General features: G+C 47.0%; 8 protein-coding genes. 3 read left to right on the top strand and 5 right to left on the bottom strand.

Annotation, left to right across the window (positions count from 1 at the left end; all coding sequences use genetic code 11):
• Window positions 1–8 precede the first annotated feature (8 nt).
• From lpxK to LZG94_RS04565, 3 genes are read left to right on the top strand one after another with little or no spacing between them, the layout of a single operon-like run.
• The gene (gene lpxK, locus LZG94_RS04575; protein WP_233790755.1) at window positions 9–1,067 is read left to right on the top strand and encodes a tetraacyldisaccharide 4'-kinase; all 1,059 of its coding nucleotides are present in this window, start codon (window positions 9–11) and stop codon (window positions 1,065–1,067) included.
• 8 nt (window positions 1,068–1,075) lie between these two features.
• Entirely contained in the window at window positions 1,076–3,067 is a 1,992-nt protein-coding gene (locus LZG94_RS04570; RefSeq protein ID WP_233790754.1) for a putative porin, read from the top strand.
• Between the two features lie 21 nt (window positions 3,068–3,088).
• The gene (locus LZG94_RS04565; RefSeq protein ID WP_233790753.1) at window positions 3,089–5,995 is read left to right on the top strand and encodes a PD-(D/E)XK nuclease family protein; all 2,907 of its coding nucleotides are present in this window, start codon (window positions 3,089–3,091) and stop codon (window positions 5,993–5,995) included.
• 60 nt (window positions 5,996–6,055) lie between these two features.
• On the opposite strand, the gene LZG94_RS04560 is transcribed toward LZG94_RS04565, so the two are convergent.
• The 5 genes from LZG94_RS04560 to LZG94_RS04540 form a co-directional block, all read right to left on the bottom strand.
• Entirely contained in the window at window positions 6,056–6,532 is a 477-nt protein-coding gene (locus LZG94_RS04560; RefSeq protein ID WP_215235843.1) for a hypothetical protein, read from the bottom strand.
• A gap of 135 nt (window positions 6,533–6,667) precedes the next feature.
• Window positions 6,668–7,621: a threonine/serine dehydratase gene (locus LZG94_RS04555; protein ID WP_233790752.1), complete on the bottom strand. Its 954-nt coding sequence runs from the start codon at window positions 7,619–7,621 to the stop codon at window positions 6,668–6,670.
• A 76-nt stretch (window positions 7,622–7,697) separates the two neighbouring features.
• Complete coding sequence (locus LZG94_RS04550; protein ID WP_215235841.1) at window positions 7,698–8,585, bottom strand: OmpA family protein; 888 nt, start codon at window positions 8,583–8,585, stop codon at window positions 7,698–7,700.
• A 197-nt stretch (window positions 8,586–8,782) separates the two neighbouring features.
• On the bottom strand, window positions 8,783–9,523 hold the full coding sequence (locus LZG94_RS04545) for a GLPGLI family protein (protein ID WP_233790751.1): 741 nt from the start codon (window positions 9,521–9,523) through the stop codon (window positions 8,783–8,785).
• A 23-nt stretch (window positions 9,524–9,546) separates the two neighbouring features.
• A complete protein-coding gene (locus LZG94_RS04540) occupies window positions 9,547–12,387 on the bottom strand; it encodes an outer membrane beta-barrel family protein (RefSeq protein WP_233790750.1) in 2,841 nt (946 codons plus the stop codon).
• Window positions 12,388–12,402: the final 15 nt, after the last annotated feature.

Below are 12,402 nucleotides of genomic sequence, written 5' to 3'. Positions count from 1 at the left end.
CAGCCTATATGAAAGATCGTCCGTGGTTAAAAACAGCATTGAGCCCGTTCTCGCGCGTATATGGGTTGGTTACGGACCTGCGAAACCAGCTTTACGATCGCGGCTCATTTTCTTCTCGAAAAGCGTCACAGATCGTTGTTTCTATTGGCAATATTACGGTGGGCGGAACGGGCAAAACACCTGTAACTGAGTACCTCGCGAACCTGCTTTCTGCCCGGAACCGTATTGCAATTTTAAGTCGTGGGTATGGTCGGAAAACGAAAGGTTTTTTGCTGGCCGACGATAATTCCACTGCCGAAACCATCGGGGACGAACCGTTACAATTCTATAATAAATTCAAAAACAAGCCGGTTACCGTTGTGGTAAGTGAAGATCGCGCTGCGGGTGCGGCCCGGCTGGCTGAAATAAGACCCGAAGCCGGGATCATCCTGCTCGACGACGCGTTTCAACACCGGGCGATCCGGCGGGATATTAATATTTTACTGAATGATTTCAATCGGCCATTCTACAAAGACCTCCCCTTTCCTGCCGGCAGATTGCGGGAAAACCGGAACGGTGCCAAGCGGGCCGATGCAGTAATTGTAACGAAATGTCCGCACGAGCCCGACGCGCTGACACGAAAACAGATCACGGAGCAGATCAATCAATATACCTCCGAAAACGTACCGGTATTTTTCTCAAAAACCGATTATGCCGAACCTTTGACTTACGCTGGCTCGCCTGTGAAGTTAAAGAATGTTAAAATAGCCGCCGGAATTGCAGATCCACGCCCCTTCATCAGATATGTTGACACCCACTTTCACGTTTTAGATCAGATGCTTTTCCCTGATCACTATAATTACAAGGCGGCAGACGTGGAAGAACTGATTAAGTACTTAAAAAACGGTACTTTTGTATTAACAACTGAAAAGGATATGGTCAAATTGAAGCCGTTTGTAGCGCAGTCCGGACATATTGACCGATTTGCTTATATTCCCGTAACAGTCCATTTTGGCAGCGATACCGACCGTTTCAATGCCTGGTTCGGTTCGCGCATTGAGGCACTTCAAAATACCGCAGCACGATAGTTTCCTCTATGAGAATTGTTTTTTACGCCACACTGTGGATCTTAACATGTTTTTTATTTGCACCACTGGCAAACGCCCAGGTAAGGATGCCCGGAGGTATGCAAATGCCTGGCGGAGGCGGAGGCACCGGGTCACGGACCGGCGGCGGCGGAGCACAGGGTGGCGGTCAGATCCTGGACGATAGTACCAAGAATGTCTACGGCCCGCACACCACCCTGCATTACTTTGAAAATGATATCCTCAACAACCGCGACTCGGTGCGTTACCGGGTAGATACCGGTTTGACGAATTTCCACAGGTGGCTTCCGATGGACAAAGCCTGGGGCAAGCTGGCGGACCTGGGTAATGCAGTTACTGCAACCAGAAACTTACTTTATCAGCCCCGAGAAGATATTGGGCAGCAACTGGGCTTTCGTGCGTACGACGCTTACGCGATCAAGCAGGAAGAAGTTAAATACATCGATACCCGCTCCCAGCATACCGAGCTGGACTTTCTTTCGGGGGGACGCAAAACTTCGATGGGTACCTTCGTTTACACGCAAAATGTGCATTCCCGCTTCAATTTCGGGATTCGCGGCCAGCGGTTTACCTCCAATAAGCAATATGGTTTTGCCAATACGATCAATTCGGAAGCATTGCTGGGCCAAAACTGGACTTTGCTTTTACACACCAGCTTTTTTTCCAAAAACAAAAAATACCTGATCCTGGCGCATTACCGGCACATGAACCAGAAAGTGCGCGAGCAGGGCGGTATCATTCCCAATGAAATTGAGGGGGTTAAGCAGAAATATTCCTACGACGGGGCTGCCAAGATCAGCGACGATGCCAACTCCTGGGAACGGCGGCACGTGTTCCATTTGTACCAGCAATACAGGCTCGCAAACGGATTCCAGCTTTTTCAGCAGGCCGATTTCCAAAGTACGATCAACCGGTTCACAGACCTGGACCTGGAACGCGGACTGCAAAGAGGCATTTATCCCCGCTTCAGATTCGATTCAACCCAGACGCGACAGGATATTTACTACAAACTCCTGGACAACAAGGTGGGTATCAAAGGATATTATTCGGGCTTCAACTACCGTGCTTACATTCGCCAGCGGTTTTACGGAATGCGGGGCGCGAGCCAGCTCGGCAACGATGTGGGTGACATTTACACTTCTTACCGAACCGGTTTAAGATTTGACAATATCATCGGCGCCTGGGCTGGTTACTATTTGAAAGATTCTGCTAACTACCTTACCGCCGAAGCGGATCTTAACCTGGCCAAAAATGTGGAGTACCGGCTTAAAGGTGAGCTCAATACGAAGTGGGGAAAGGCAGGTTTTCAGAGTATTCAAACCGCGCCTGACCTGCTGGTAGAGCGGTATTTGAGTAACCATTTTGAGTGGCGAAATAACTTTGACCCTACAAAAGTGCAGACGATCTATGCGTCGCTTCCGCTCAAAACCAAGAAAATCCAGTTCGTGCCCGAAATACAGATTCACCAGATCAACGATTTCATTTACTACGACACGTCCGCCGCGCCGCGCCAGCTCAATGCCGGTTTCCGACTGCTGCGGGTAGGTTTCAACTCAGGTATTCACCTCAACCGCTGGAATTTCACGGCAATGAGTTACCTCACTTTGAACGATAATAAGGACGTACTGCGCGTACCGACGGTTTTTGCGAGCGGCGAGGCTACATTTGATTTTGTGTATGCCAAAGTGCTTTTCATTCAGCTGGGACTGTCGGCGCGATATCGTTCTTCCTATCTGGCAGATGCTTATATGCCTGTTACACAACAGTTTCACTTACAGAATACCGACCGGCTCGATCAGAATGTTGTGGTGGACGTTTTTGCGAATGTCCGCATTAAAAGGGTTCGTTTGTTTTTCAAAATGGCATATCTCAACCAGGGAGGCAATTTTAACCTTTTCCCGGAAGGATATTTTGTAACACCCGAATACCTCGGTCTGGCCCGCGCATTTTCTTTCGGGATCAACTGGCCGCTTTTCGACTAAGCCGCTCTTATCCAATATCTTATGCAGTCCTTTCTCAATTCCGTTGCAAAACGAATATTAGCCAATCATTCTTCGCTGGAAAGGGTTCAGATCGTTGTACCGACGCGGCGGGCAGCGTTTTTTCTAATGCAGGAGCTGGCGATCGAAACCACTGAACCGATGATGAGCCCGTCTGTGATCGCGGTCGACGATTTTGTGGAAAGTATGTGTACGCTGGAAATCGAGGATCCGGTTCATTTGCTTTTTGATCTGTATGAAACCTTCCGCGATATCGATCCCGAGGTGCAGTTTGAGCGGTTTATGGGCTGGGCGGCTGTTTTGCTGAATGATCTTGATAAAATTGATCAGTACCTCGTAAAAACGGACTATTTATTCGACTATTTATCAGAAGCCCAGGCGATTGAAAGGTGGCAGCAAAACTTACCCGAAGGCAGGTCGCTGCAAAGTGAAGGCGGGCATAAGCAGTATTTTTCTCTTTTTCAAAATATAAAAACTCTGTACAGACTGTTTCGCGAAAAGCTGGAACAGAAAGGAAAAGCGTACCGCGGCATGGCGTACCGGCAGTTGGCGGAAGATGTTGAGGAGCTTTTACTGCAACGGGCTGACTACGAGCGGATTTATTTCGCAGGTTTTAATGCATTCACCGAGTCGGAGCGGGTGATTGTTACTACGCTGGTTAAAGCAGAAAAAGCAGAAGTTTTCTGGGACAGCGACCGGTATTATATGTCCGAGAACAAAAATGTGGAAGCGGGTAAAAGTTTGCGGGACTACCAGAAAAGCGGCGCATTCGGCCCGTGGAACTGGATCAGCGACGATCTGCTTTCGAGCTCCAAACACATTACGGTGTACGGCGTACCTAACGCGACTTTGCAGACAAAAGTAGCAGGGCAGCTTTACCAGATTATAAGAGCATCCCCCGAAGCTGCGCAGGTCCCGACTGCAATTGTGCTTGCAGACGAGAACTTGCTGATGCCCATGCTCTATTCACTCGACGAAAATGTGCTCGACCTCAATGTGACAATGGGCCTTTCCATGCGGAATTCGCTGTTATATACATTAATCGACAGCATTTTCGACCTGCAACAGAATGTAGTTGAGTTTAAAAGCAAGGCCGGCAAAATGATCAGGATCCCAAAATTTGGGCATAAGTCGATTGATAAGGTCCTGAACCACCCGTTTATCCGGCATTATGAATATGTTGCTTTGAAACCTTCTGACAGCGGCCAGACAATCATTCAAAAGACATTATACGAGATCACGAACGGTAACCAGGTTTTTCTCGACTCGGAGCAGCTGCTGATGCTGGGAGAAAATCATCCGCTTTTCCGGGTACTATTCACGCGTTGGGAAAAGAACAAGCCAAATCAGGTTTTGCAGACCTTTTACCAGCTGATCGAGTTGCTGCGTGATGTTTATAAAGATTACAAAAACGCGCTGGAAACGGAGTATCTCTACCTTTTTTATACCCTGCTCAAACAATTTGAACAAACTATTGACGAAAAAACCGAGCTGATCACGCTTCGGACGCTGCGTTCATTTATGTTTGAACTGATCCGGCAAACGCGCATTCCTTTCAGCGGAGAGCCGGTTAGCAATTTGCAGATCATGGGAATGCTGGAAACGCGGGCGCTGGATTTTGAACGCATTATCATTCTATCGCTCAATGAAGGCACATTACCCCAGGCAAAAAGGCAGAATTCACTGATCCCTTTCGACGCGGCGCAGACGGTGGGGTTACCGACGCATTTGCACCAGGAAGCGGTGATGTCGTACCATTTTTACCGTTTGTTGCAACGCGCGAGCGAGGTGCATTTGCTTTACACGAGTACAAGTAATGCGCCCGGAGGTGGCGAGAAAAGCAGGTTTATCCAGCAACTTGAATTTGAGCTCGCTAAATACAATCCGAAGATCAGTATCGAGCATAAGCGGGTCGTTTTTGACGGACAACAACAGCAGGAACTTGAAGAATCTGTAAGGAAAGATGAAGCTTTGCTTTTGGCAATTCGTGGGTATCTGGCGAATAAAGGCATTTATCCAACACATTTAAATGAATTCATCCGTTGTCCGATGCAGTTTTATCTCAAACATATTGTGGGGGTAAAAGAGAAGGAAGAAGTGGAAGAAGAGCTGGGAATGGATAAGATCGGGACGTGGCTCCACGCCGCGCTGGAACGTCTGGATCTCGAATTTTTCCTGAGTAATATCGACCCTTCCGAGGAACAGATCAAGACCGCGCTCAAAGAAGAGTTTGACCGGCTTTTCAGAGGATATGTGACTGACCTCGGCCTGAACAGGATCTATTATCAGATCGGCGAGCAGCAGATCCTGGTGTTTCTCAAACATCAGATGCAGCTCAGGCCGCGCCGGAAAATACTGGCGGCAGAACAAAAGATCAGTACGAAGATCGAGCTCGTTTTGCAGGGAACTTACACGCCCGTGCGCCTTGGCGGAAAAATAGATCGTATCGAACTCGACGAGCAGGATCGGAAGCTATTTGTGATGGATTACAAAACGGGTAGCGTAGAGGTAGCGGGAAAGCAAAAACTCGCAGACCCAGAACGCCGGGAAGAAGTTTTAAAGACAGACCCGGATCGAAAAATGGGCTATGTACGCCAGCTGTGGATGTACGAATACCTGATGTACCGGAAAATGCTCGATGAAAACGGATTGAAGCTGGGAGATACCACGTACAATTTCGGCGATTTTGCGGTGAAATCAGGCTTTTATTCATTCCGCGATCCCAAAAGCCAGGTCTCAAACCCCATGGAACTGACGGATGAATTGGCACCGGGAGATTTTATCCGGAAGTCGGAGGAGATATTGGCTGATATATTGAATGTAATGCTCGATCCCGATATTCCTTTCCGCAAAACGGACGATCTGACGATCTGCACGTATTGCGATTTCACGGGCATTTGCGGAAGATAAAAAGCAAAAGGGGCGGTTGATATGTCAGCCGCCCCTTTTGATAGTATTTCTTTTCTTAACTTATTTCTTCTTGAATTCGAGGTACTCTTCGATTGCATTGTTGGTACTCGCGTCAGTCAGTTTCAAGGTAATATTGATCTGCGGAATTCCGTCCTTATTGATCACTCTTGTACCTGTTCCCTGAACTTTCTGTCTGAGCTGCTTTCCATTGCTTTGCTCCACATCCACAGTTTCGTCCAGCTCGATCATATCTTTGCTGGTCGTCTTTACATTGATCAGCTTGTAGGTTTGCAGCAATGATATCGTACTTCCGGCAGCTGAAACCTCAGTGTCTTTTGTGAAAACGATATTCAGCTGGTTCTTTGCATTTTGAGTAACAACCCAGTTAAAATCGGTCCTTGACGGCGGTATTACTGTTGTTGTAGCATAGACTCCGGCAAAATCAGGAGCGAAATCGGTCTCCGGCTCCACATTCTCCTTTTTGTCTTTGCAAGCGCCCATTAAAACGACCAGGCAACAAAAAATCAGCTTTTTCATACTTCAATGTTTGGTGTAAATAGTTACCAGTTTGTTGGTTCGATAAATATAATTATTTTCTCTATAACGGTGTTTAAGCCCGATCCGCATACTATTCTTTATGAAAATTCCGCTTTTCTTCGATTCTACTGATTATCAGAATGGCAGTTTCCCTAAATCGACATTCCCACCGGTCAGTATCACGCCGATCTTCTTCCCTGTAAAGGCTTCTTTGTTCCTGATAATAGCCGCAAGCGAAACTGCTCCCGAAGGCTCGACAACGATTTTCATCCTTTCCCAGAGATAGCGCATTGCGGCGATAATCTCTTCGTCCGACACGAGCAGAACGTCCGTCACGTGTTCCTTAATGATCGGAAACGTCTTGTCTCCAAGGTAGGTCAGCAACCCGTCGGCGATCGTCTTCACGTAAGGTGCTTTTTCAATTTTATCACTCCTGAAAGACAATACTGCATCGGCCGCTCCTTCCGGCTCGCCTGCGTACACTTCCGTTTCCGGCGAAAAGTAGCGCGCCGAAAGTGCGGTACCACTCAGCAATCCTCCTCCTCCTACCGGCGCCACGATCACATCAAGATGCACTTTCACGTCCTCGATCAGCTCTTTGGCGGCAGTTGCCTGCCCTGCGATCACTTCATAATTATTGAAAGGATGAATAAATGTAGCGCCCGTTTTTTCAGTGATCTGATCCACCGTTTCCTGCCGGGCTTCCGGTGTATTGACGCAAAACGTGATTTCCGCACCATATTCCTCCACCGCCCTGATCTTGACCAGCGAAGAATTTTCAGGCATTACAATATAAGCTTTGGCGCCAACTTTGGCCGCTGCAAATGCGATCGCCTGCGCGTGGTTACCGGAAGAATGCGTGGTAACCCCGTTTTCCAGTTGCTTAGGCGACAGGGATAAGATCGCATTCAGTCCGCCCCGCGCTTTGAATGCGCCTATCTTTTGCAAATTCTCGCATTTGAAAAAAAGCTCCGCACCACAAAGCCGGTTAAAGAACTGCGAGGTCATGACCGGCGTGCGATGGATCCAGGGAGCCACCAGTTGGTGCGCCGCTTCAATGGTTTCTCTGGTAGGTACAGTTTCTGACATTGGATAATCGGGATTGGGATGAATAAAAAAAGCCCGCGGGACTAATCCTGCGGGCTCCTGAATATCTGCAATAATCTTATTTACCCGCGTTAGGTGTGTAAAGATTAAAGAATTGATCCAACTTAGGAGTAATGATGATCTCGGTACGACGGTTCAGGCTGCGGTTAGGAGCAGAATCGTTTGCCACTTTGGGTAAATATTCGCCACGGCCACCTGCAATCATACGAACCGGCTCAACACCGTATTTCTTTTGAAGTGTACGAGCAACCGAAGTAGCGCGCAAAACGCTCAAATCCCAGTTATCAGACACTTTATCTGTCGCGATAGGTACATTATCCGTGTGACCTTCGATCAGGATCTCGATTTCTTTGTAGTCGTTCAGGATCTTGGCTACTTTGCTCAACACGCTCTCAGCCTGAGTATTGATCACAGAACTTCCTGAGCGGAAAAGCATTTTGTCCGATAGAGAAACGTAAACTACGCCTTTCTTCACTTCGATCTGAACATCTTCGTCACTTACGTCAGCCAGTGAACGTTTCAGGTTAAGTACCAGCGCCATGTTCAAAGAATCTTTCTTTTGAATGCTTGAATTCAGGTCTCTGATCTGAGTTCCTTGTGCATCCATCATAGCAAGCGATTTCTTAATGCTTTCAGAACCTTCCTTGCTGATCACAGAAAGATCAGACATACGGTCAAGCAGGTTATTATTGTTCTTTTTCAAGAATTCAACTTGTTCTTCCAGCTCTTTCAATTTGGCATTTTTGCTGGTCAACTCGTCATTTTTAGCCTTTAAATCATTATTCAAACCAGCAGTTCTGCTGTCACAATCATTCAGGTCAGCTCTCGCTTTGTCTAATTGAATCTGAATTTCATTAGCCTGTTTCTGCGCTGTAAGTAGCTTTTTCTTACTGGCGCATGAGCCAAGTACGAAGAGCATAGCAACTGCTAAAAGCGTATTTTTCATAGGGAACAAGGGTTGTTAAAAAAATTAAACACTGTTAAGTAAAACATGGTACAACTACACTGACAACAAAAATATCGAGCCAGAAAACCCTGGGATGCGTTTTCAAAGCGCAAAGGTACGTAAAAAGGGGAAATTGTGATTTACAATTTCCCCTTTTTGGAAGCTCCTTAGCAAATATTAACAATTCTAATCTCACTCTAATACCTCACAGCCCAGTACGGGTTCCGGCGTGATTTGATGCTGTCGCGGAAGTGGGTCGTCATCATCTTTTCGTACTCCGTCGTCGTGATCTTTTTGCCTTTGATCTTCTTCGGCAATGCAAGCAGTTCGGCCACCGGTTTTTTCTCAACTTTAATGGCAGTTAGCAGCATTTCGCCGTCGTTTACGTCCACTTCCAGGATCATTCCCGGCAAGCCGTAGTAGCGTTCCGGGCCGCTGCCGTAAGCCAGATCGTTGGCAAACCAGGCTTCAATTTTCTGACCTTTTATAGAATCCTCCGAAACTGCCATCATACACATATACCCGCCAATTTCCTTGATCTTGTTCATTACTTTCCATTTTGGCGCAATCAATGTGTCCTCTATGAGCAGCATTTTTCCGGCAAACTCTTCCAGCTCCATTTTCCTAGCTTTATCGAAATCGCGGAAAACAAGGTATTCACTCTTACGGCCCCGGTAACCGCCGTCGGCTTCCTCTTCCAGTTCCACATATTTACTTTGACCCGGGCTTGCAACAAGTTGACCTTTGCTCTTCCAGCCTTCATCGTTTACGCCCCAGGAATTTTTCATCCTGCTCTTTTCTTCTTCCGATAAGAATGTCAGCTTTTCATACACTTTCGACCAGAAGAATGTCCGTTCGTAGGTAACAACCAAGCCGTCTGACTGGGCCAATGCGGGCAAGCCGGCGATCACCAGGAACAGGGCAAATAATTTTTTCATAACTCCTAATAATTGATTGTTGATTAATATCCAAAACCTTTCCGGCGAACCGAATGCGCTACCCCGCGCATATTGTAGGTAAAGCTCAGCATAAAGTATCTCGCCAATGTGCGTACCTGCTCCTGTGAAACAAAGTTCTGATAAGCCGACTGCGATATCCCGCGGTTTTTGTTGAAAAGGTCAAATGCTGATAGTCTGATCTCCCCTTTTTTGCTTTTCAGCATGGTTTTAAATACTGACACGTTCAGGATCGGCATTTTCTGGTCAAAACCGAAACGGTTGTTTACGTAAGAATTATATGAAAAGCGGCTGTTGAAGTAAATATCCTTAGGCAGCTTAACATTCATTTCAGCTCCATAATTGGTATTGATGATCTTCTGGTTTTGCCCCGAGCTGATCGAATATTTGGTATCCGTGATATTCCAGTTTGCATTGGTGTAAACCGTAAACTTGTCGCTCGGTGTGAAATCCAGTCGCGCGCCCCAGTTGTAACCGTTGTTTTTCGTCTCGTTCAGCTCGCCGTTGATATTCGTCAGGTTGTTGCCCCGGTTATACGAAGCATTGATGTTGAAATTGCTCTTTGTTTTTACGATTGGAAAACCATAATTACCGTACAAATTGAAGTTTTTACCGCCACTGATATTTTCCGCCATCGTGGTAGTAACCAGATTTTCAGATACCCGCTGACTATAAATCACCTGATTGTCATAGTAGTTATAATAAGCCCCGAAGAACATTTGTATAAAGCTGCCCGGATTGAAATAGTTGTAGCCCAGATTCACAGAGTGGTTCACAGTTGGTACCAGATTCGGATTACCTACCCGGATATACAGCGGGTTACTGTTATCGACGATCGGTTGCAGGTCACGGATATTAGGCTCCTGAACGGACACATTATAGCCACCGTACAGATATCTGTTTTGTTTCAGGTCAAAATTCAGGGAAACGTTTGGCACGAAATTGAAGAACTTCCTGTCGATATTGGTACGGACTGCGTCGTTCTGATCCACTGAAAACTTACCGTCCAGGTGAATCTGCTGTGCGCCGACTCCCGCTGCTATATTTAACCCATTATGCGAATACCTGACCGAAGTTCCGAGGCGGTTATAAGTTGAGATATTGCGGTAATAGCGGCTCAGATTCGTGTTCCTGACCGGCCCGCTCTCATTGATATCAAATACATCCCGGTCGACATCGTCACTTTTCAGGCTATAATTATAGAATGTCTCCACAACGAACTTCTTCGCAAAAGGCTCTATAAACAGTACACTCCCCTTGATCTGGTTCCGCAAACTCTTTGTATAGTTGGTTTGATTGATATTCAATATGCTATCCGGAGTCGTTTCCGAAGTTCTGAAAAACCGGTTGGTCGATTTCTGATCGATCGTACCTTCGGAATTATTGACATTGTACGCTAAACTCGCAGCGAAGTTCCTTCCCTTTTTCTTGAACTTGTGACGGAAAATAGCAGTATTGCCCAGAGCAAAAGAATTGAAATCAGAAAAATTGCGCTGGTCGCTGGTATTGGAAAGCTGGGTGGTATCCTGCGCCCCGCGGAAAAATTCCTGGTGGCTGAAATAGTCGGCAGTACCACTCCCAATGCGCATATTGGACAACACGATCAGCGTATTCAGCGAATCGATCGTTTTTTCAAACCGCAAACTTCCTCTGTGGTTCTCATTGAAGTTCAACCTTCCGTTGGTATCCACCTTCGTAAATGCTGAATTGGTGAGGAAGTTCGTCTGCCGCGCGGTGGCATCCAGATCCTGCGTGGTTTGGTTATAATAGTAGCTGGTGTTGAACTTGGTTTTCTTTGTGTCAAAATTATAATTTGCGCCGCCTGCCCAGTTCTTGTTGAAACCCCGGTTCTGCGCTCCCCTACCCGCCTGGATCGTCAAACTTTCATCATCATCACCACCAAACGAGATATATCTGACTCCGCCGCCAAACCCGAAATCCCCGTCGTCGCCCCAGTTGAAAGACTGGCTTCCTTTGAAATCCTGGTAATCGTCCCACGACATGCCGCCCTGGTTGGTATTGTTTCCAAGACCGATCACCGAGAACTGATTTTTCTCATTAAACCGGTTGTAATTGATCTTTCCCTCCAAACGTTTATCGGTACCCGCGGCAAGTGTAGCTTTTCCGAAACCGCCTTTTTTGTGACTATCCTTTAATTGCAGGTTCAGCGTTTTCTCGTGTTTACCATCGTCTACACCGGTTATCCTGGATTGTTCCGTTTTTTCATTAAATACCTGCACTTTGGAAATCGCCTCGGCTGGTAAATTTTTCGTTGCAGCCTTGGTATCGTCTCCAAAAAAGCGCTTACCGTCTACCGTTACACGTTTGACCGTTTCTCCCTGCGCCTTGATCGTCCCGTCCTGGTCTACCTGCAAGCCTGGGAGCCGCCGGATCAGGTCCTCGACCGACGCGCCTGGCTGTACCTTAAATGCTTTTGGGTCATATTCAATCGTATCGCCGCGAATACTCAGCGGCGCGCGAAATGCCTTGATCACCACATCATACAGTACCTGGTCCATAAATGTCATTTTGATCTTTCCCAGATCCGTAACATCATCGTCTTTCGGTTTAACAGCTTCCTGGTAAGGAAGATACCCCACGTAAGTGATCTTGATGAGGTAGTTGGCCCGCTTCACATTTTTGAATTCGAAAGTCCCATCCTTGGCTGTCCGCGCGAAGTTGACAAGCGTCGAATCTTTGGGTGTAAGCAGCATCACCGTTGATTCCGGAAGCGGGACACCGGCAGTATCGACCGTGCTTCCTTTCAATGTAAATCGTCCCGAAGTCTGCGCGTGCGCAACCGACAATGTGAGACATAGAATGGCCAGGAGTAAGATTTTTTTCAAGGCGTGGCTAAGGTT

It is taken from the genome of Dyadobacter sp. CY343 (assembly GCF_021390335.1).
Classification (GTDB): Bacteria; Bacteroidota; Bacteroidia; order Cytophagales; family Spirosomataceae; genus Dyadobacter.
This window is presented reverse-complemented; position numbering and strand designations above follow the sequence as displayed.

Bases quoted from the DNA above. Each gene is read 5' to 3' on its own strand.
- LZG94_RS04565 (WP_233790753.1), top strand. From the start codon at position 3,089: ATGCAGTCCTTTCTCAATTCCGTTGCAAAACGAATATTAGCCAATCAT.
- LZG94_RS04545 (WP_233790751.1), bottom strand. From the start codon at position 9,523: ATGAAAAAATTATTTGCCCTGTTCCTGGTGATCGCCGGCTTGCCCGCA.
- lpxK (WP_233790755.1), top strand. From the start codon at position 9: ATGAAAGATCGTCCGTGGTTAAAAACAGCATTGAGCCCGTTCTCGCGC.
- LZG94_RS04570 (WP_233790754.1), top strand. From the start codon at position 1,076: ATGAGAATTGTTTTTTACGCCACACTGTGGATCTTAACATGTTTTTTA.
- LZG94_RS04550 (WP_215235841.1), bottom strand. From the start codon at position 8,585: ATGAAAAATACGCTTTTAGCAGTTGCTATGCTCTTCGTACTTGGCTCA.
- LZG94_RS04560 (WP_215235843.1), bottom strand. From the start codon at position 6,532: ATGAAAAAGCTGATTTTTTGTTGCCTGGTCGTTTTAATGGGCGCTTGC.
- LZG94_RS04555 (WP_233790752.1), bottom strand. From the start codon at position 7,621: ATGTCAGAAACTGTACCTACCAGAGAAACCATTGAAGCGGCGCACCAA.